This is a genomic window from Pararobbsia silviterrae (assembly GCF_003628125.1).
Taxonomy (GTDB): domain Bacteria; phylum Pseudomonadota; class Gammaproteobacteria; order Burkholderiales; family Burkholderiaceae; genus Pararobbsia; species Pararobbsia silviterrae.
This window is the reverse complement of record NZ_RBZU01000004.1, coordinates 22146-38653: the sequence shown is the minus strand read 5'-3', so window position 1 is coordinate 38653 and position 16508 is coordinate 22146. Positions and strand designations below refer to the sequence as shown.

15 protein-coding genes and 1 pseudogene are annotated in these 16508 nt (G+C 63.2%); 9 read left to right on the top strand and 7 right to left on the bottom strand.

Features of this window, described 5'->3' with window-relative positions; all coding sequences use genetic code 11:
• Nucleotides 1-25: 25 nt before the first annotated feature.
• From D7S86_RS10630 to D7S86_RS10615, 4 genes are all read right to left on the bottom strand, one after another.
• Nucleotides 26-913: a CopD family protein gene (locus D7S86_RS10630; protein ID WP_121086210.1), complete on the bottom strand. Its 888-nt coding sequence runs from the start codon at nucleotides 911-913 to the stop codon at nucleotides 26-28.
• Nucleotides 914-1264 carry a copper resistance CopC family protein gene (locus D7S86_RS10625; RefSeq protein ID WP_240648107.1) on the bottom strand — a complete coding sequence of 117 codons (351 nt, stop codon included), beginning with the start codon at nucleotides 1262-1264 and terminating at the stop codon, nucleotides 914-916.
• Between the two features lie 49 nt (nucleotides 1265-1313).
• A complete protein-coding gene (locus tag D7S86_RS10620; protein WP_420813227.1) occupies nucleotides 1314-2216 on the bottom strand; it encodes a hypothetical protein in 903 nt (300 codons plus the stop codon).
• A 120-nt stretch (nucleotides 2217-2336) separates the two neighbouring features.
• Nucleotides 2337-2810 (bottom strand): DUF2946 domain-containing protein, encoded by a 474-nt coding sequence (locus tag D7S86_RS10615; protein WP_121086208.1) that lies wholly within the window; start codon nucleotides 2808-2810, stop codon nucleotides 2337-2339.
• Nucleotides 2811-2955: 145 nt separating this feature from the next.
• Here D7S86_RS10615 and D7S86_RS10610 point away from each other — a divergent pair, with 145 nt between their 5' ends.
• The 5 genes from D7S86_RS10610 (at nucleotide 2956) to mctP (ending at nucleotide 9539) form a co-directional block, all read left to right on the top strand.
• Nucleotides 2956-3264, top strand: a complete 309-nt coding sequence (locus D7S86_RS10610) for a high-potential iron-sulfur protein (RefSeq protein ID WP_121086206.1) — start codon at nucleotides 2956-2958, stop codon at nucleotides 3262-3264.
• Between the two features lie 185 nt (nucleotides 3265-3449).
• Complete coding sequence (locus D7S86_RS10605) at nucleotides 3450-5231, top strand: VRR-NUC domain-containing protein (protein ID WP_121086204.1); 1782 nt, start codon at nucleotides 3450-3452, stop codon at nucleotides 5229-5231.
• A complete protein-coding gene (locus D7S86_RS10600; RefSeq protein ID WP_121086202.1) occupies nucleotides 5228-7588 on the top strand; it encodes an ATP-dependent DNA helicase in 2361 nt (786 codons plus the stop codon). Before D7S86_RS10605 ends, D7S86_RS10600 begins: the two co-directional genes overlap by 4 nt.
• A 272-nt stretch (nucleotides 7589-7860) precedes the next feature.
• Nucleotides 7861-8061, top strand: coding sequence for a DUF3311 domain-containing protein (locus D7S86_RS10595; protein WP_121086200.1), 201 nt, complete (start codon nucleotides 7861-7863; stop codon nucleotides 8059-8061).
• A gap of 29 nt (nucleotides 8062-8090) precedes the next feature.
• Nucleotides 8091-9539: a monocarboxylate uptake permease MctP gene (mctP, locus tag D7S86_RS10590; protein ID WP_121086877.1), complete on the top strand. Its 1449-nt coding sequence runs from the start codon at nucleotides 8091-8093 to the stop codon at nucleotides 9537-9539.
• A 186-nt stretch (nucleotides 9540-9725) separates the two neighbouring features.
• Here mctP and D7S86_RS10585 read toward each other — a convergent pair whose 3' ends face one another.
• The gene (locus D7S86_RS10585; protein ID WP_121086198.1) at nucleotides 9726-11249 is read right to left on the bottom strand and encodes a hypothetical protein; all 1524 of its coding nucleotides are present in this window, start codon (nucleotides 11247-11249) and stop codon (nucleotides 9726-9728) included.
• Nucleotides 11250-12346: 1097 nt separating this feature from the next.
• Here D7S86_RS10585 and D7S86_RS10580 point away from each other — a divergent pair.
• Both D7S86_RS10580 and D7S86_RS10575 read left to right on the top strand, forming a co-directional pair.
• Nucleotides 12347-12781, top strand: coding sequence for an Hsp20/alpha crystallin family protein (locus D7S86_RS10580; RefSeq protein ID WP_121086196.1), 435 nt, complete (start codon nucleotides 12347-12349; stop codon nucleotides 12779-12781).
• A gap of 15 nt (nucleotides 12782-12796) precedes the next feature.
• The gene (locus D7S86_RS10575) at nucleotides 12797-13216 is read left to right on the top strand and encodes an Hsp20/alpha crystallin family protein (RefSeq protein ID WP_121086194.1); all 420 of its coding nucleotides are present in this window, start codon (nucleotides 12797-12799) and stop codon (nucleotides 13214-13216) included.
• Nucleotides 13217-13227: 11 nt separating this feature from the next.
• Here the strand turns inward: D7S86_RS10575 and D7S86_RS10570 are convergent, their stop codons facing one another.
• The gene (locus tag D7S86_RS10570) at nucleotides 13228-14250 is read right to left on the bottom strand and encodes an LLM class flavin-dependent oxidoreductase (protein ID WP_121086192.1); all 1023 of its coding nucleotides are present in this window, start codon (nucleotides 14248-14250) and stop codon (nucleotides 13228-13230) included.
• A 51-nt stretch (nucleotides 14251-14301) separates the two neighbouring features.
• Nucleotides 14302-14673 (bottom strand): annotated as a pseudogene (locus D7S86_RS10565) (acyl-CoA thioesterase); the annotation flags it as partial.
• 274 nt (nucleotides 14674-14947) lie between these two features.
• Here D7S86_RS10565 and D7S86_RS10560 point away from each other — a divergent pair.
• Together D7S86_RS10560 and D7S86_RS10555 are read left to right on the top strand one after the other, a co-directional pair.
• A complete protein-coding gene (locus D7S86_RS10560) occupies nucleotides 14948-15589 on the top strand; it encodes a PadR family transcriptional regulator (protein WP_240648090.1) in 642 nt (213 codons plus the stop codon).
• A gap of 23 nt (nucleotides 15590-15612) precedes the next feature.
• Nucleotides 15613-16419: a siderophore-interacting protein gene (locus D7S86_RS10555; RefSeq protein ID WP_121086188.1), complete on the top strand. Its 807-nt coding sequence runs from the start codon at nucleotides 15613-15615 to the stop codon at nucleotides 16417-16419.
• The last annotated feature ends 89 nt before the right edge of the window (nucleotides 16420-16508 follow it).

The window sequence follows — 16508 nt, the reverse complement described above, 5'->3', positions numbered from 1 at the left end:
GCCGCGCGCGGTATCGGAACGCGCCTCAGCCGACCGCCGCGGGCATGCTGTGCCCGAGTATCGACGCGGCCGCGAATACCGCGACCATCAGAACGGCCTCGAACGAGAGCAAGCGCATAAAGACGTCAAGCGTCGGACGATCGATCGAATGCCGGCGTGAAAGATGCGCAAGCCGGTTGATCGCGCCGATCAAAACGGCCGCGCAGACAACGATCAATTTGGCCGTGAGCAATTCGCCCCACAGACTCGTCGACAGCGGCGCAAGCGATCCGCCCAGACCTCGCCATGCGTTTGCGGCCCCCGTTGCGATCGCGATCGCAAAAGTCAACGTCGCAATCAGCGATACGCGGTGCAAATGGTCGAGCGTCTCGCTCGACCAGGGCCGGAACGTGCGGCGAAGCGGCCATGCGGCGGCAATCACGACACCGCCCCAGGCCGCCGTGGTCCAAAGATGCACGGCGTGTACACATTCGGCAAGCGAGAAGTCGCCCGCGTCGGCCGCATGCGTCGTCCCCGCATGCGCAAACGCGATGACCGCGCACGCCAGGACGATCCACCATCGACGTACACCGCCGGATGACTGCCCGCGTTCGAACGAGCACGCGATGCCAAACACGACGAGTCCCGCACCGATGCCGAGCAACCACATGCGCCCGAAGTGCGTCGTGCGCAGAACGACGGGAACCAGAGGCCAGGCTGCCCACAGCGGCTGACCCGCCATCTGGCTCGCTTCCGACACGATGTAAACACATTCGATCACGAGCCAGATCGTCGTCGCGATTCGCAGCGCCATGGCGCGTCGTTGCGCGCCGAAGCCGAGCAACGCCGTGCCCAGCACGACCGCGAACGCGATGTCCGCGATCGCGCCGAGCGCCATCTGCGCAACCACAACGGGATCCAGGCTCGTCAGCACTTATTTGACCTCGAATGTGTAATCGCCATGCGTACGATGACCGTCCGCCGCGACGGCCGCCCAATGCACCGCGTAATGGCCGGGCGTCAACGACGGCAATGCCACGCTCATGACATCGGGATGCGCGGCATCGACCGCCGACTTCGCGGCCTCGACGTCCTTGCCGTTCCCATCGGTGACGGTCAGCGTCGAAAACGCGGGTTCGAGCGGACCGTCGAACTGGATCCGCACTTCCTTCGGCGCCGACACCGATGCGCCCGCACCCGGGTCCTGATGCTTGGGGAACACATGAGCCGACGCCGTGGCCGCAAACATCATGCACACGCCACAACTCGCGATGACGCGGCCCATCCGGGCCGACACGCGCCACATCAATCGATTCGAATGCATTCGATTCTCCTTACTTTGAAGCGAACAACGGCTTGCCGATCGAGTTCGGCGCGACGTCGTCAAAGAAAATATGGGCCTGTAAGAGCACGCCCAGATGGTTTCCGCTCGCATGATTGATCGGAATCTGCGCTTCGATGCCGAGCTGCCCATAGCGATTCATCCAGATGAAGCCCGGATTGATCGTGCCCGTCGTCTGTCCCTGACTGCGCGACAACGGGACTTCGACGAGCGGGATCAGATTCGCGAACGGCTCGGGCAATCCGATGTCATGCACATGCTGTTCGAGATACGGCAGGCTGTACTGGATCGTAAAGCCATAGTCGAACGCATTCGGTTGACCGCTGCCGGTCGTGAGCGACGGCCCCACTTCGGCGGTCACGGCGATCGGCCGCAAGTAGGCAAGCGAATCCGACAGATCCCCGAAGCCCTTGCCGACAAAAATCGTCGGTGAAATCGTCGAAAAATTGTCGGCGACCGCACGGCTGCCCGTGCCGCCGAGTTCGGCATCGACGCCGACCGACGTCATGAATTCGTGGGCTTCGTTGACGTAAAGCAGATACTTCGCGCCGATTTCGAAGTTATCGAATCCGTTCGCCGTCGGATTGTTCTGCATCACATAGGTCCCGCCGATACTCAAAGCGAGATTCGGCGTGATGAGCTTGTCCCACTCGAAATCCCATGTGTTGATGCTTTGATCGCCGTCGTCGCCCGGCACACGCACATGCCCGTATTGAAGATCGAATTCGTCGCCCACGCCGGGGTCGTCGACGGCCATCGTCGCCGGAAACACGCGATCGCCCGCAATCGCATGCGCTTGCGCGCCGCCCGACCAAACCGCCGCCCCCACACTCATTGCCGCGACGAGCGGCAGCACAGCGCGCGGCAGCGGCCCGCGCGCGAAAAAGAAATACATAGTGAATCCTTGAAATGGGTCGAACGCAGAGGACACGCGCCGGTTCCGGACGCGCGTCCTCGCCGCCGACGACGCGCGCAAAGACGCGCATGAGGTCGGCGACAACGAATCACACTCAGATCAAGAGAGAAAAGGCGGGGCGCGCGGTTGCGCGAAGGTCAGGGGTTCGACACGCCGAACCGTTTCGAAACGCGTCAGCGCGCGATGCTGAATGGCCCAGACCGTGATCGCGAACGGCGATTCGACGACCGGAATAAACGGCATATGCGCAAGCAGGCTGCAATAGCCGCATGCATCGCCATGCGACATCGAGAGCGGATTGCCGTGATCCATGCCGCCATGCATCGCATGCGACATGGCCGCATCCATCGGCATGGCCATATCCATCGGCATCGCCATGCCCGGCATCGTGTCATGCATGCCCGACATGGACGCCATCCCATGCATCGACGCCATCGAGCAATGCATGCGCGTCTGCGCGTCGTGCTGGCGATAGGCCACGAGTGCTTGCGAAACCGTCGGCGCGAGCGTCGCCATCAGGATGGCGAACATCCCGAGCATCACACCAATTTTGCGAAACAAACGGCTACGCATAAGCGAGCAAACACGCGAAACAGACTCATGAATTGGCCGCGATTATGCCACGCTTGGTGCGCGGTTCGTGCAAGACCTCGCGTCGCTTCCATTGAAGCCATGCTGCTCGACGGCTATGCTAGACCGTCCCCCAAGGAGCCTCGCCATGAAGGCATCACGACGCAGTTTCATGATTCTCGGCGCAAGCGCCGCGGCATCGCTCGCGTACGCGCGGCTCGCCCGTGCCGACGCACAGCGGCTCAGCGAATCGGATCCGAACGCCAAGCAGCTCGGCTATGTCGAAGACGCGTCGAAGGTCGACAAAGGCCGCTACTCGAACTACGCCGCCGGCCAGGAGTGCAGCAATTGTTCGCTGTATCAGGGCCAGCCCGGCGACGATGCCGGAGGCTGCACCTTATTCGGCGCGAAACGTGTCGCGGCGCATGGATGGTGCAGTTCATACAGCAATCTTTAGGCGCGCCGTTCTTCGGACGCTCCGCCCTTTCGGCGTTCCGCTCTCTAGCCATCGCGTTCTTCGGGCGTTCTTGAGGCAATTTCTAAGCATGCCCGCGTGGCCTGCTCGGGCGACGGGACACGGTCGCCCGCGTGTCTTGCCCGACCGCGGATTCGGCCTGCTATGATGCTGTATATCCATACAGCATGTTTCCGCGCGATTCGCCGACCGTGACGCCGTCCGATCCCCGTTATTACTACCTGGCCAATTTCGAGCGTGCGCTCGCGTGGATCGCGCAACGCTACGACGACCTGCTCGTGCAAGAAGAGACGGATTTTCTGCGCGCGTTCGCGGGTGTGCCGCTCGCGTCGCGCGCGCTGCTCGTGCGCATGCTGATGCGGCGCGGAGACGTCTTCAGAACGAGCCGACTCGATTACGACGAAATCGGCGATACGCAGGCCGCGATCGCGCCGCTTGCCGCACTCGGCTGGATCGACACGACACCCGTGCTCGATCTCGATCTGCTGTTCACGCTGCTCACGAAGCCCGAATTGCGCGCGATCTTCGGCAACGCGCTGGATCCCGCGGCGCGCAAAGCCGAGTGGCTCGCGCATCTCGGCGCGACGCACACCGAACCTCGCCCCTATTCCGCCTGGCGTCCGGACGCGCCCGACGCAGTCATTCGCGTCACGTCGACGCCGCTATGCGAGCGCCTGCGCGTCATGTTTTTCGGCAACGCCTATCAGCAATGGTCGGAGTTCGTACTCGCCGATCTCGGCATTTATCGCTACGAACCCGTCGAATTCGACGTATCGTCGCGCGCGTTCCAGTCGCGCGACGATATCGACACATACCTCGGCATGCACGCGTGCCGCGCCGCGCTCGAACTCGGCGATGCGCTCGATCTCGATGCCGTGCTTCAAGCAGTGCACGACGCGCAGTCCGACAATGCATGGCTTGAAACACGCCGCGCGAAGCTCTTCTATCAAATCGGTCAGCACTGCGAGCGTTTGCGCGACTGGGATCGCGCGCGGATCGCGTATCGCGCTTCATCGTATCCGGGCGCGCGCCATCGGCTGATTCGCGTGCTTGAACTCAGCGCCTGTATCGACGACGCCTGGACCCTCGCACTCGACGCGATGCACACGCCGCGTAACGATGAAGAACGTCAACGCGTCGCGCGGATGATGCCGCGACTCAAGCGACTGCGCGCCGCGCGCGGAGAGATGGCCTCGCATGCGCGCTTCGACGTGATCGCATCGGAGGCGCCCGCTCCGATCGCGCGTATCGATCGCGTCCTGCCGCGGCCACGCGATGGCGAACGTGTCGAATGGGTCGCGTTGAATGCGCTCACGCGCGACGATGCACCGGTCCACTACGTCGAAAATACCTTGCTGAACGCGTTGTTCGGCTTGCTCTGCTGGCCTGCGATCTTCGCCCCCGTGCCCGGCGCATTTTTTCATCCGTTTCAAAGCGGCCCAGCCGATCTGCATGCGCCCGATTTCGAGGCGCGGCGCGCAACGATTTTCGCCGCATGTTTCGCCGAACTCGAATCGGACGCCTATCGCGCGACGATTCTCGAGCGCTTTACAAGCAAATACGGGATCCAGTCGCCGTTCGTCGCATGGCCCGCGTTGAGCGCGGATCTGTTGACGCTTGCGCTCGACTGCATCCCCGCCGCGGATCTCGCGCGCTGTTTCGAACGCCTGCTTTCCGATATCCAGGCCAATCGATCCGGCCTGCCCGATCTGATCCAGTTCTGGCCTGCCGAGCGGCGCTATCGGCTTATCGAAGTCAAAGGGCCCGGCGACCGGCTGCAGGACAATCAGCTTCGTTGGATCGGTTTCTGCGGCTCGCATGGCGTTCCGGTCGACGTGCTGCACGTCACGTGGCGCGACGAAGCAGACAACGAAGCGGATGACGATGCAGACGACGCGACGCGCGGAGCATCGCTCGATACGCGCTCCGATCCGGCGCACACGCGATGACGTATACGATCGCGGTTCGTGCCCTATGCGAATTCACCGCGCGCGAAGGCGATCTCGATCTACGCTTCACGCCCGCGCCGACGGCGCAAGAAGGCATCGCGGGCCACGCACTCGTGGCGGGCAATCGGACGGGCCCCTATGAAACCGAAGTCGCGTTGAACGGCCGCTACGGCGCATTGCGCGTGCGCGGCCGCGCCGACGGCTTCGACCCCGTCGCGCGCCGCGTCGAAGAGGTCAAGACGTACCGCGGCGAGTTCACGTCGATCCCCGACAACCATCGCGCATTACATTGGGCGCAAGCCCGCATTTACGCGCATCTGCTCTGCGAAGACCGCGAACTCGATGCGATCGAAGTGTCGCTCGTCTACTTCGAAATCAGTTCGCAGAAGGAAACCTCGCTCGTCGAAAAGCGAACCGCGGCCGAGCTTGCCGCGCATTTCGATCTGCATTGCGCGCGCTTTCTCGAATGGGCTCAACGCGAGCAGGCCCATCGTGCCGCACGCAATGCCGCGCTTGAAACGATGCCGTTTCCGCGCGCGACGTTCCGCCCGGGTCAACGCGAGTTGGCCGTCGCGGTCTATCGCACGGCCCAACACGCGGGACATCTGCTGGCCCAGGCGCCGACGGGCATCGGAAAAACGCTCGGCACGCTGTTTCCCGCGCTCAAGGCATGCCCCGGTGAACATCTCGACAAACTGTTCTATCTCGCGGCCAAAAGCTCGGGACGCGCGCTCGCGCTCGACGCGATCGACCAGTTGCGCGACGGCTTCGCCGACGCTTTGCCAACCGATGACTCACATGACACACGACCCGTGCTCATGCTGCGCACGCTCGAACTCGTGGCGCGCGACAAAGCCTGCGAATACCCTGACAATGCGTGTCATGGCGAATCCTGTCCGCTTGCGCGAGGGTTTTACGATCGCCTGCCCGCCGCGCGCGAAGCAGCCGTCGCGCATGCGCGTCTCGACCGTGCGACGATGCGCGAGGTCGCGCTCGCGCACGACGTCTGCCCATACTATCTATCGCAGGAAATGGCGCGCTGGGCCGATATCGTCGTCGGCGACTACAACTACTACTTCGATACGAGCGCCCTGCTTTACGCATTGACGCTCGAGCATGTCTGGCGTGTCGGCGTGCTCGTCGACGAAGCCCACAATCTCGTCGATCGCGCACGCGCGATGTACACGGCGTCGCTCGACGAACGCGCGCTCAAGGCCGCGCGTCAGGCCGCGCCGGTACGTTTGCGGAAATCGTTCGATTCGCTCAAGCGCCAGTGGAATGCCGTCGTGCGCGACCAGACGACGACCTATCTCGTCCATGATGCGGTTCCCGTCAAACTTCTGAACGCACTCCAGAATCTGACGACACGCATTACCGACCATCTTGCAGAGTCGGCCTTTTCCAAGAACGACGCCTTGCTGGCGTTCTATTTCGACGCGCTGCACTTCGGCAGTCTCGCGCAAGCCTTCGGATCGCATTCGCTGTTCGACGTCACGCTCGACGCGATCCCCGATGCCGAAGCATCACCCGACACGGCAGATCCGCAGCGGGACGCGCGCACGCCGAATCCGCATGCGTCGATATGCGTGCGCAACGTCATTCCCGCGCATTTTCTGGCGCCACGCTATGTGTCCGCGCATATGACGGTCATGTTCTCGGGCACGCTGAGTCCGTTTCATTTTTATCGCGACACCCTGGGTCTGCCCGACGACACGCGCACGATCGATGTGCCCGGCCCCTTTCGTGCCGAGCAATTGAGCGTGAATGTCGTGAGCGATGTGTCGACGCGGTGGCGCGACCGCGAGCGTTCGCTCGAACCGATCGTCGACGTGATCGCCGCGCAATACGCGAGACGTCCCGGCAATTATCTCGGCTTTCTGAGCAGCTTCGACTATCTCAAGCGCGTGACGGCCCTGCTGCGCGCGCGCCACCCCGCGTTGCCCGTGTGGGAACAGACGCAAGGCATGGACGAGGCACGGCGCACGGCGTTTCTCGAACGATTCCAGGCGGGCGGGCAAGGCATCGGTTTCGCCGTGCTCGGCGGCGCGTTCTCGGAAGGCATCGATCTGCCGGGCGAGCGTCTGATCGGCGCATTCATCGCAACCCTCGGCCTGCCGCAGCTCAACGCCGTCAACGAAGCCGTGCGACGCCGCATGCACGAGCGTTTCGGTAACGGCTACGACTACACCTACCTCTACCCGGGCCTTCAGAAAGTCGTGCAGGCCGCGGGCCGCGTGATCCGGACGGAATGCGATGTCGGTTCGGTTCACCTGATCGACGACCGATATCGCCGCGACGACGTTCAAGCATTGCTGCCGTCGTGGTGGCGAATCGGATCGATCCGCGCCCATTCTTAGCGCGTCATCGAAAGCATGTTGAAATTATTTGGAAAGCAAGGAAGATTTTCGACTGACTTTCACACGCGCGACATATGGGTGTAGGCGCGCATGTGCGTTACTGCAAACCGAGCGGAATTCACACATAATTCGTGCGCGACGGGCCGCCTAGACCACGAAACCCGCCTGTCGCACCGGGGCATTCGGGCCGCGTCAGTCTGCGCGCTCCGCTTACAGAACGATTTCAAATCGATCGCACCGGAAGTTCCATTCCGATAGAGGTAACCACAGATATGACAACGAACGATCAGGAGCGGCAGCCGGGCCTAGTGCGCTGGCTTCTGCTGCTTCCCTTCATCGCGCTGCTTTGGCTCCCGTTCTACAACGGCGCCGAACCCGCGTTTCTCGGCTTCCCGTTCTTCTACTGGTATCAATTCCTCTGGGTGCCGTTGACCTCGCTGCTGCTCTATATCGTCTACAGGAGCATCAAGTGATCGATACGACGTCCATCAACGGCGTGGCGATGACCGTCTTCATCGCATTCTTCGTACTCGTCACCGTGCTCGGTTTCGTCGCCGCGCGCTGGAAGGCCGGCGATATGACGCAACTGCACGAGTGGGGTCTCGGCGGCCGTCAGTTCGGCGTGGTCATTTCGTGGTTCCTCGTCGGCGGCGATTTCTACACGGCCTACACGGTCATCGCGGTGCCCGCGCTCGTCTACTCGGTCGGCGCCTATGGGTTCTTCGCGTTGCCGTACACGATCATCGTCTATCCGTTCGTGTTCGCCGTGATGCCGAAGCTTTGGAAAATCGCGCATGCGAAGAACCACATCACGGGCGCGGATTACGTGCAGGGCGAGTACGGCGGCAAGTGGTTCCCCGCCGCCGTCGCCATCACGGGCATCGTCGCGACGATGCCGTATATCGCGCTGCAGCTCGTCGGCATGCAGGTCGTCATCAAGAGCCTCGGTGTCTCGGGCGAAATGCCGCTGATCGTGGCGTTCGTGATCCTCGCGCTATACACGTATGCGAGCGGCTTGCGCGCGCCCGCGATGATCGCGTTCGTCAAGGACATCATGATCTACATCGTCGTCATCGCGGCGGTCATCGTGATTCCCGAAAAGCTCGGCGGATACGGCAGCGTGTTCCATGCGGCCGATACGTTCTTTCAGGCCAAGGGCGGCGCGACGGGCATCGTGCTCAAGCCGACGCAATTCACGGCGTATGCATCGCTCGCGCTCGGTTCGGCGCTGGCTGCGTTCATGTATCCGCATACGATGACGGCCGTCCTGTCGTCGAACTCGGCAACGACGGTCCGCAAGAACGCGATCTTCCTGCCGGCCTACACGATCCTGCTCGGTCTGATCGCGCTGCTCGGGTATATGGCGATTGCCGCGGGCGTCAAGGTCACGGCCGCCAGCGACGTCGTGCCCGCGCTGTTCAACACGATTTTCCCGTCGTGGTTCGTCGGTTTCGCGGCTGCGTCGATCGCGATCGCAGCGCTCGTACCGGCCGCGATCATGTCGATCGGCGCAGCGAATCTGTTCACGCGCAATCTCTGGCGTCCGCTCGTGAATCCGAACATTTCGCCCGCGGCGGAAGCGGCGAATGCGAAGCTCGTCTCGCTTGTCGTCAAGTTCGGCGCACTGCTGTTCATCATCTTCCTGCCGACGCAGTACGCGATCGATCTGCAATTGCTCGGCGGCGTCTGGATTCTCCAGATTCTGCCGGCGATCGTGTTTACGCTCTATACGCGCCGCCTGTCGACGCCGGGCCTGTTCCTCGGCTGGCTCGTCGGCATCGTGATCGGCACGTCGCTTGCGATCATTCAAGGTCTCAAGCCCGTCTATACCGTGCATCTCGGATCGGCTGCGTATCCGCTTTATATCGGCATCATCGCGCTCGTCGTCAATATCGTCGTCACGGTCGTCGTTTCGGCTGTGACGCCGCGCAAGGCCGTCGCTCACGCGTAAGCGGAGCGCGACGCGTCGACCCGCGTGATCTCGATCGCGCGGGTCGAGCCCTGCAGGTAACACTGACAAAGCGGCGCTCACTTCACGGTGAGCGTCGCTTTTTTCTTGGGCGGACATAGCGGCGTCGATGCCACGTCGATCCATGCGCGGCGTTCCCGGCTCGTGCGGCGAACGCGACTCGTGCGTTCAACGGTTCGGCGCATAGAATGCATAGGGTTCGACAAAGCCGACCTTGTCGATCGCGGCGCGGACCTCGGCGCGATTGCGCACCGCGTCGAAACGCTTCGCAAGCAAGGCCTCGAATTCCGTCGGATGCGGCTCGGGCAAATGAATCTGCAATGCGCCGAGTTCGTCGTTACGCGTGAGCGGATCGTCGAGCCGAGCCGCGATCATCGCGGCAAGCCCGGCCTCGTCGTCCGCACACATCAATGCCGCGCGAAGCGGTCCGGGCGCATCGTCGCGATGCGAGCGGAGTCGGTCGAGCGAGGTCTTGAGCATGTCCTGATCGCCGAGCTGCACCGCGGCGCACACGCGGACCTCGTCGGCTTCGAGCAAGCCATAGTCGCTCGCCGTCTCGCTCGTCACGCCCGCGAGTTCGGCCAGCGCATCGCGCGGCTTGCCGCGTAAATAGAGCAAGTCGGCAAGATTGATCCGTTGACTCACCATATCGCCGCCCGCCGACATCGCGTTCTCGCGCGCCTGGGTTTCGGTTGCGATCGCCTCGTCCCAACGTCCCATGCGCCACAGCACATGACTGCGGTCATCGAGCGCCCAGCGCAGATTCTCGCGTTCATCATCGAAGGCATGAGGCGCACTCGCGGCGGGCGGTGCCGCGCGCGCGATCGCGTCGTCGAGCAAGGCGAGCGCGTCGACGAAGCGGCCGACTTCCATCAACGCGACCGCATGCGCCGCCACGCTGCCGATCTGGCGCGGATGTGCATCGGCGAAGGTCTTGCGATTCGCGACGTATCGTTCGTTGATCTGCGCACCGTCGCTGAAAGCCGGATTGCCTTCGACGAAGCGGCGATAACGACTGTCGGCGCGAATGCTCGCGATCATCGACGGGATGTCGATGCGGTCAAGCAAGGCGCGCGCGTCGGCGTCTCGACCATGCGCGACATCGAGTTCGAAGAGTTCGAGCCAGAATGACTCGACGGTCCAGATATCGACACCATTGCGCGGCGCATAGTGGGCCTCGTCGAGCGCCCGAAGCAACAATTCGCGATCGGGTTCGCCGTCCTTGAGGCTATGCGTGTCGTTGACGATATCGCGTAGCAAACGGCTATCGAGTTGCGCGGCGCGCGCGGTATCGGCCGAGACGCTGCCCGCCATCGCCACGGCGGCGATGTCGTAGCGACGCGTTGTGCTCGCGAGCACCGACAGCGAGAGCCAATACGCGGCGCTACGGATCGCCGGATCGCTTTGCCCCGCGCGCAGCATGTCGGCGTAGGCCGCATCGACCTCGCCATTCGCCTGCTCGCAGCCGGCGAGCATGATATCGATGCTCGCCTGGAGGCCGACGGAGGCCGTCGCGAAGTTCGGGTCCGCGCGAATCGCGACCAAGTCGGTTTCGGCGCCCTTCGTATCGCCGCGCTGGGTCTTCGCGATCGCCGCCCGCAACGCACCGAGCCAGGCTTGCTGCGATGCATTGAGCGGCAACGGCGCGGGCGTCGGCGACGCACCCGCCGCAGGCGCTGATGCGGGCGACACAGGTGCGGGAGCCGGAGCAGCGATCGGCGGCGGCGTTTGCGCGGGTACGGCTTCAGTCGGGGCGGTTTGTGCGGGTAGTGTCTGCGTCGGTGCCGTCTGCGTTGGTGACGTCTGCGGCTGCGGCGCTTCCGCCGGCACCGTTTCAGTCGCCGGTATTTGCGTTGGCTGTGCCTGCGTTGGCTGTATTTGCGCGGGTGCCGGCTCCGAGGGTTGCGCTTGCGTCGGTGTTGTCTGCGCCGGTGGCGTCTGCGTTGGTGACGTCTGCGGCTGCGGCGCTTCCACCGGCACCGTTTCAGTCGGCGGTATTTGCGTTGGCTGTGCCTGCGTCGGCTCTGTTTGCGCGGGTGCCGGCTCTGAAGGTTGCGCTTGCGTCGGTGGCGTCGGGTTCGAAGGTGCCTCCGTCGGCGGCGCTTCCATCGAGGGGATAGGCGTCGCCGGCGTTTGCAGCGGCGTCACGCCCTCCGGTTCCCCCTTCGCGGGCGGCGTGCCGAACTTGAGCGCGCCCCTGCCCGGCGACTCCGGTTGCGGCGCAACAGGTTCCGACGCGGCTTGATCATCCGCGGATGCGGCATCGGACGCCGCATGCGCAACGCATGGCGCCACGAGAGCAAGAACGACGATCGCCGCGACGAATGAATGCATGCGCTTGCCCGATCGGAAATTCACATCACGCCATGCACGCGATGCCATGGACATACTCAGGCACGGCCGCACCTGGTCGCTCGCAGTCTACGCCGCCGCCCTACGCATGAACGTGCGCCGTCGCGCGAAACGCAGTCTGCATTTGAGCACGGGATACCCATCGCTTCAGCCCGCATCGCTTTTTCGAGGACCGTCTCCTTACGCGCCAAGCGCGCATCCGACGTCCGCCGCGCGCCATTGTATGGGCGTTCGAGCGCGTTTCAAGAGGTCCTAGCAATATCCCTCGGCCGCTCTTGAAACCTTCGAAGCCCTACCTATATTCGCTTCAGGCCGCAGACGACTCGACGATGCAAGGCATCGAGCGATGGGCTGCGCAACCATCATGACATCGGCATGCCCGCAAGCGCGCGTTTGATTCGCACGTATCGGCATGCCAAAACGAGGAGCGATCGACAATGAGTAGCCTCTACTACGGCACCGATCTATTGAACGAATTCGACCGCCTGCAGCGGCATCTTTCGACCGTATTCGGCGGTGCGCCGACAAGCTTGCGCTCGACACAGGCCGGTGCCTACCCGGCTGTCAACGTCGGCTCGACCGACGATTCGATCGAAGTCGTCGCGTTCGTGCCGGGCATCGATCCGTCGAAGCTCGACGTCTCGATCGACAAAGGCGTGCTGACCATCGCCGGCGAACGTGCGCGTCCCGACGCCGCGACCGATGCCAAACACTATGCACGTGAACGCTTCAGCGGCGCGTTTCGGCGCGTGATCGAGCTGCCCCAATACGCCGACCCCGACAAGGTTCAGGCCCGTTACACCGACGGCTGCCTGTTGATTTCGATCGGCAAGCGCGAAGCGTCGAAGCCGCGCGCCATCACGATTCAATAAATCCGAGGTTCGATCATGAGCGAAAACACCCACGTGGCAGCAGACGAACATGCAAACGTTGCGGGGCGCAACGTCGACGAAGCGACGCGCCGCACGACCGTGACGCCGTCGTTCGATATTTTCGAAGACGCGCAGGCCATTACCCTGCTCGCCGATCTTCCGGGCGTGCCGCGCGACAAGCTCGATATCCGCGTGCACGACGGCAGTCTATCGATCGAAGCCGAAGCGGTCGTCGCGACGCCCGCGCATCTGCGGTTCTCGCATGCCGAAGCACAGGCGCTGCTGCGCACGCCGCTCTTTGCACGACGTTTTGTCGTCAGCGACGACTTCGATACCTCGCGTATCGAGGCCAATCTCAAGGACGGTGTGCTCAAACTGCGCATTCCGCGCCGCGAGGAATCGAAGCCGCGCCGCGTCGACGTTCACGTCGGCTAGGCGCGTCCGCTTCAGTGACTCAAGGTGCGCTCGGTCCCGGACTCCGCCGCCAGTTCATCGCGAACCTCGGCGGCGATTTCGAATGAACGCAGCCGCGCCGCGTGGTCATACGTCATCGACGTCAGCATCAGCTCATCGGGCTGATGCTGCGCGATGAAGGCGATCGCCGCATCGCGCACGGTCTGTTTCGAGCCCACGAACGCGCAGCGCAGCGCGCGGCGAATCGATACGGCTTCGAGTTCGTCCCAGATGTGTTCCATCGAATCGACGGGCGGACGAAGCTTGCCCGGCGAACCCCTGCGCAATTGATAAAACTGCTGTTGAATCGACGTCATGATGCGCTCGCCTTCACGATCTGTGTCCGCGGCGAATACATTGACGCCGAGCATCACATACGGCTTCTTCAATTGCGCCGACGGCGCGAACCGGCTTCGATACAGATCGATCGCGCGCTCCATGAGATCCGGCGCGAAGTGCGAGGCGAACGCGAACGGCAATCCGAGCTCGGCTGCAAGCGACGCGCTGAACAGGCTCGATCCCAGCAGCCAAAGCGGCACATCGAGTCCCGCGCCCGGCACGGCCTGCACGCCCGACACGCCGCGGCCCGAGAAATACGCCTTGAGATCGACAACGTCCTGCGGGAACGTATCGGCCGTATCGAACGCGCCGCGGCGCAGCGCGCGCGCCGTATGACCATCGGTGCCGGGCGCGCGGCCGAGGCCCAGATCGATGCGTCCCGGATACAGCGACGCAAGCGTGCCGAACTGTTCGGCAATCACGAGCGGCGCATGGTTCGGCAACATGATGCCGCCCGAACCCACACGAATCGTCGACGTCGCACCCGCGACGTGACCGATCACGACGGATGTCGCCGCGCTCGCAATGCCGGGCATGCTGTGATGCTCGGCGAGCCAGTAGCGCGTGTAGCCCCAACGCTCGGCATGCCGCGCGAGATCGACGGAATGTCGAAACGCATCGGACGCGCTCGCGCCCTCGACGATCGACGAAAGATCAAGAACTGAAAATGGAATCATCACGGTAACCGCTGAAGCCTGAAACGTTCAGGCGGCGAACCGGGTCGGTGCGTCCATGTAGGTAATCTGAGTCTTGCCATGCGGCGTCGGCTTGCCTTCGGCCGACAGATTGACGAACACCATCCGGTTGATCGTGAGAATACTCTCGCGCGTGATTTTGTTCCGAACCTCACAACGCAGCGTGATCGACGTGCGCCCGAATTCGGTCGCCGTGATGCCGAGTTCGATGACATCGCCTTCGCGCGCCGAACTCACGAAATTGATTTCGGAGATCAGCTTCGTGACGACGCGCTTGTTGCCGAGCTGCGTGATGACATAGATCGCGGCTTCCTCGTCGATCCACTTGAGCAGGCTGCCGCCGAATAAAGTGCCGTTCGGGTTCAGGTCTTCGGGCTTGACCCATTTGCGCGTATGGAAATTCATCGTGTCGATCCTCGGTTCGCCCCGCCCGCGACAGTCGCGGTGCGATGACGTGATGCCGAACTAGGGTTTTCCCTGAGTATAAGGGTTAACACTGAATAGTCGATGCGCACCAAAAATATTGTGCGTTGCACAAATCGCAATAATGCGCTGAACCGCCCGCCCAGCTTGGCTCTGCCCCGGAACAACCGATCGATTGCATTTTTTTTCTTGAATTCGACTATATTTCGATATATCGTAAGTGCATTACTTTAGATACTTTCGAAAGGAGTTCAAGATGCGTGGACGTCGAGACGGTTGCTTTTCCGACATGGCCGAGCGCCATGGACGTTTGTTCCACATGATTGGCCGGCATCGTGGCGGCGGCCGCTTCGGCGGCGGTCCGTTCGGCGGCGGCGACGATATGTCCGACTTCCAGGGCGGCCGCGATGGCGGCGCGCGCATGGGCCGGATGTTCGGACACGGTGATCTGCGTTTGCTGCTGCTCGCGCTGATCGAGAAGGAAGCGCGGCACGGCTACGAGCTGATCCGCGTGATTGAAGAAATGAGCGGCGGCGCCTACACGCCGAGCCCGGGCGCCATCTACCCGACGCTCACGCTGCTTGAAGAGGCGGGCTACGCGGAGGCGACCACCGAAGGCGGGAACCGCAAGCAGTACCGGATCACGGATCAGGGCCGCGAATACCTCGCGACCCATCGCGAAGCCGCCGATTCGTTGATCGAACGCATGGACCTCGCGGGCCGCATGGCGAGCAAGATGAGCCTTCCCGCGTCGCTGCGGGCCGCGTTCCGCCAACTCAAGGGCGCGGTGCTGACCCATCCGCGTAGCTGGGACCCGGCCGAGACGGCGCGTGTGATCGAAATTCTCGAACGCGCGGCAGCCGACATTGCGCAGTCGCGCAACGCCGATTCCAAGTAATCCGAACACGAGGAACCCCATTCATGTCGACACTTCAGACTCACGAAATGCGGCGCGTACGACGCGACGTCGTCATGCGCCTGCTCGAAGTCAAACGCGTCGAAACGCTGACGCCGCACATGGTGCGCATCACGTTGACCGGCGACGCCTTGGCGGGATTCGAAAGCGGCGCACCCGACGATCACGTCAAGGTCTTTGTCCCGCCGCCCGGTCACACGCATCCGACGCTGCCCGTGATGACGGCCGACGGCCCTCGCTTCGCGCAGGGCGTCACGCCGTCGGCCGCGCGCGACTACACGCCGCGACGCTACGACGCGGCAGCCAACGAGCTGGATATCGATTTCGTGCTGCACGGTGACGGGCCCGCCTCGACGTGGGCGAGCCAGGCCAAGCCCGGTCAATGGCTCGGCGTCGGCGGCCCGCGCGGATCGCGCATCGTCGCGGACGACTTCGATACGTATGTGCTGATCGGCGACGAGACCGCGCTGCCCGCGATCGGCCGCTGGCTCGACGAGATGCCGGCCGGCACGCGGGCGATCACGATCGTCGAAGTCGCAAACGAGGACGAACGCCAGCCGCTGCATTCGAAGGCCGACGTCCAGCGCATCTGGCTCTATCGGAATGGCGAGGAACCCGGGATGACGACGCGTCTCGAAGACGCGTTGCGCGCCGTCGAATTCCCCGAGGGCGATACGTTTGTCTGGGTCGGCGCGGAATCGCGCACGGTGCGCGGGATCCGGCTGTATCTGCAGGACGAGCGCAACCACAATCCCGATTGGATCAAGGCTTCGGGCTATTGGAAACGTTGGCCCGACGACGAAGACGCGTAATGACGGCCCTGCTCGGCCGTGCAATACGCGCGGTCATGCGCGTCCTCGACGGGCCCGATGCGTATCGCGCCTATCGTGCACATCGGACA

Coding starts and splice junctions, on each gene's coding strand:
- D7S86_RS10625 (WP_240648107.1), bottom strand. CDS start 1,264: ATGGGCCGCGTCATCGCGAGTTGTGGCGTGTGCATGATGTTTGCGGCC.
- D7S86_RS10620 (WP_420813227.1), bottom strand. CDS start 2,216: ATGTATTTCTTTTTCGCGCGCGGGCCGCTGCCGCGCGCTGTGCTGCCG.
- D7S86_RS10615 (WP_121086208.1), bottom strand. CDS start 2,810: ATGCGTAGCCGTTTGTTTCGCAAAATTGGTGTGATGCTCGGGATGTTC.
- D7S86_RS10610 (WP_121086206.1), top strand. CDS start 2,956: ATGAAGGCATCACGACGCAGTTTCATGATTCTCGGCGCAAGCGCCGCG.
- D7S86_RS10605 (WP_121086204.1), top strand. CDS start 3,450: ATGTTTCCGCGCGATTCGCCGACCGTGACGCCGTCCGATCCCCGTTAT.
- D7S86_RS10600 (WP_121086202.1), top strand. CDS start 5,228: ATGACGTATACGATCGCGGTTCGTGCCCTATGCGAATTCACCGCGCGC.
- D7S86_RS10595 (WP_121086200.1), top strand. CDS start 7,861: ATGACAACGAACGATCAGGAGCGGCAGCCGGGCCTAGTGCGCTGGCTT.
- mctP (WP_121086877.1), top strand. CDS start 8,091: ATGACCGTCTTCATCGCATTCTTCGTACTCGTCACCGTGCTCGGTTTC.
- D7S86_RS10580 (WP_121086196.1), top strand. CDS start 12,347: ATGAGTAGCCTCTACTACGGCACCGATCTATTGAACGAATTCGACCGC.
- D7S86_RS10575 (WP_121086194.1), top strand. CDS start 12,797: ATGAGCGAAAACACCCACGTGGCAGCAGACGAACATGCAAACGTTGCG.
- D7S86_RS10570 (WP_121086192.1), bottom strand. CDS start 14,250: ATGATTCCATTTTCAGTTCTTGATCTTTCGTCGATCGTCGAGGGCGCG.
- D7S86_RS10560 (WP_240648090.1), top strand. CDS start 14,948: ATGCGTGGACGTCGAGACGGTTGCTTTTCCGACATGGCCGAGCGCCAT.
- D7S86_RS10555 (WP_121086188.1), top strand. CDS start 15,613: ATGTCGACACTTCAGACTCACGAAATGCGGCGCGTACGACGCGACGTC.